This window comes from Collimonas fungivorans (assembly GCF_028292705.1).
GTDB classification, from domain to species: domain Bacteria; phylum Pseudomonadota; class Gammaproteobacteria; order Burkholderiales; family Burkholderiaceae_D; genus Collimonas; species Collimonas fungivorans_B.
This window is the reverse complement of sequence record NZ_JAQGLV010000182.1, coordinates 1-2743: the sequence shown is the minus strand read 5'-3', so window position 1 is coordinate 2743 and position 2743 is coordinate 1. Positions and strand designations below refer to the sequence as shown.

2 protein-coding genes are annotated in these 2743 nt (G+C 64.0%); both read left to right on the top strand.

Going from position 1 to position 2743, the window contains the following annotated elements; genetic code table 11:
* On the top strand, positions 1-2175 hold a 2175-nt coding region (locus tag JWQ61_RS09895), incomplete at its 5' end, for an amino acid adenylation domain-containing protein (RefSeq protein ID WP_304360384.1).
* Positions 2172-2743, top strand: a 572-nt coding sequence (locus JWQ61_RS09890) for a condensation domain-containing protein (RefSeq protein WP_304360383.1), incomplete at its 3' end; no start/stop codon positions are given. The genes JWQ61_RS09895 and JWQ61_RS09890, both read left to right, overlap by 4 nt.

Here is a 2743-nt window from a genome sequence, read left to right as displayed (position 1 = left end):
AATTACCGCTACAGCCACGAAGGCGACGCAAGCAGTACAGCGATGGAAGGCATAGAGCACCTCGGCGGCCATGACCGCACCAATTATCCGTTTGTGCTCCATGTCGACGACCTCGGCGTAGGTTTCGAACTGTGCGCGGAAATCGACGTTAGCGTATCGGCGCAGCGGGTCTGCGAGTTTATGCAGCAAGTCTTGCGGAGCCTGGTGCAGGCTTTGGAACAAGCTCCCCATATGCCGCTGCAGGCGATCGAGGCCATGCCCGCTTCCGAGCGCCACCAGCTGATCCATGGTTTCAATCGCACGGCAACTGAGTATCCAAGGCAGTTGCTGCTGCACCAGTTGTTCGAGCAACAGGCGGTGCAACAGCCGCAGGCCACTGCCGTGCAGTGCGAGGGACGCCGCCTGAGCTACGCCGCACTCAACGCCAGGGCCAACCACCTGGCGCGGCGGCTGCGTGCGCTGGGTGTAAGGCCGGACGTCAAGGTCGGCATCTTCCTGGAGCGCAGCGAGGCGATGGTGGTGGCCTTGCTGGCTACGCTCAAGGCAGGCGGCGCCTATGTGCCGCTGAACCCGGCGTATCCTGACGGTCGCCTGGAGCACATGCTGCGCGACTGCGCGCCGGTAGCGGTGCTTACCGAGGCGAACCTGGCCAGCCGCCTGCCCGGGCAACAGGTGCAGCTGCTGGTGCCGGATACCGACCCGGTAAACGATGAAGGCAATCTTGTTCCCGCCGAGCTCGGACTGACGGAAAGCCATCTTGCCTACGTGATCTATACCTCCGGCTCCACCGGCCAGCCGAAAGGCGTGATGAACGAACACCGGGGAATCGTCAATCGCATCCAGTGGATGCAGCAGGCTTATCGCCTGGCTGCGCACGACGTGGTGCTGCAAAAAACGCCGTTCAGCTTTGATGTGTCGGTATGGGAATTTTTCTGGCCGCTGATGGCCGGGGCGCAGCTGGTGATGGCGCGCCCGGGCGGACACAAGGATCCTTCCTACCTCAGCGAACTGATCCGCAGCGCCGGTGTGACTACGCTGCATTTCGTGCCGTCCATGTTGCAGGTTTTCCTGAACCACGACGAGGCGGCCGCCGCCTGCGCCAGCGTGACCAGGGTGATATGCAGCGGCGAGGCGTTGCCGGCACCGTTGGCGCGTCAGTTCCTTGCGCAATTGCCGCATGCCGGGCTGCATAACCTGTATGGACCGACTGAAGCGGCGGTGGACGTCACCGCCTGGACCTGCGTGTCGGGCGACGAGTCAGCATCGCTGCCGATCGGCAGGCCGATCGCCAACACCCGCATCTACCTGCTGGATGGGCGCATGCAGCCGGTACCGTTGGGCGTGACGGGCGAACTCTATATCGGCGGCGTGCAAGTGGCGCGTGGCTACCTGAACCAGCCGGCGCTGACCGAACAGCGTTTCCTGGCCGATCCTTTCGTAGAAGGCGGCCGCATTTACAGGACCGGCGATCTCGGCCGCTGGCGCGATGACGGCGCCATCGATTATCTGGGCCGCAACGATTTCCAGGTGAAGATTCGCGGCTTTCGCATCGAGCTTGGCGAGATCGATACCCGGCTGGCCGCCATCGCCGGCGTGCGCGAAGCGGTGGTTGTCGCGCGCGAGGATGGGCTGGGCGGTCAGCGGCTGGTGGCCTATGTGGTGGCCGAGCCGGATGCCGGCCAGCTTGATCCGGCAGCATTGCGCGCGCAACTGGGGATGAACCTGCCTGACTACATGCTGCCGGCGGCCTATGTGCAGCTCGATTCCTTGCCGCTGACAGCCAACGGCAAACTCGACCGCCAGGCATTGCCTGCGCCCGAGGACGATGCCTTTAAGCGCCAGGACTACGAAGCGCCGGCCGGCGAGACTGAGCTGGTCCTGGCGCAGATCTGGAGCGAACTGCTGGGTGTCGAACGGGTGGGCCGGCACGACAGTTTCTTCGAGCTCGGCGGCCATTCGCTGCTGGCGGTGCAACTGCTGGAACAGCTGCGCTGCCGCCGCTGGGCTATCGATATCCGCGCCTTGTTTGCCCAGCCCAGCCTGGCTGCGATGGCGGCGGCAGTCACGCAGTCGCAAACGCCAGGCATCCCGCAAATCGCCGCAGCCCGCAAGGCCATCCCCACACAATTCGCTGTGTTGGATTCAGAACAGGAAACCGAGGAGTTCAGACTATGAAAGCTGTGAGCGCAACCGAAGCGGAAGCACTGATCGAGCTGCTGGAAGAGAGCAAGATCAGCGTTCGCGTTGAAGATGGAGAGCTGGTGATCAAAGCGCCGCGCGGCGCCTTGACACCCGCCATGATGGCGTCGCTGAAACTGCACAAGCAAGCGCTGCTGAGCTGGGCCGCCGTCATCCCGCAAGGACAGCCGGCCGCGGCGCCGCCCAGGATCACGCCGGAGATGCTGCCTCTGGTGCGGCTGGAGCCGGCGCAGATCGACAGGATCGTAGAGGCCACGCCGGGCGGCGCAGCGAATATCCAGGATATCTATCCGCTGGCGCCGCTGCAGGAAGGCATCCTCTTTCATCACCTGCTGCAGCAGGAAGGCGACGCCTATCTGACGCGCTTGCTGATGAGCTTCGAAAGCAAGGAACTGCTGGATCGTTTCGTCGCGGCCATGGACCAGGTGATCGCGCGCCAGGATGTCTTGCGCAGCGCCGTCCATTGGGACGGCCTGGCGGAACCGGTGCAGGTAGTCTGGCGCCAGGCGCGGCTGGAAATCCAGGTCATGGCCTTCGACAGCGG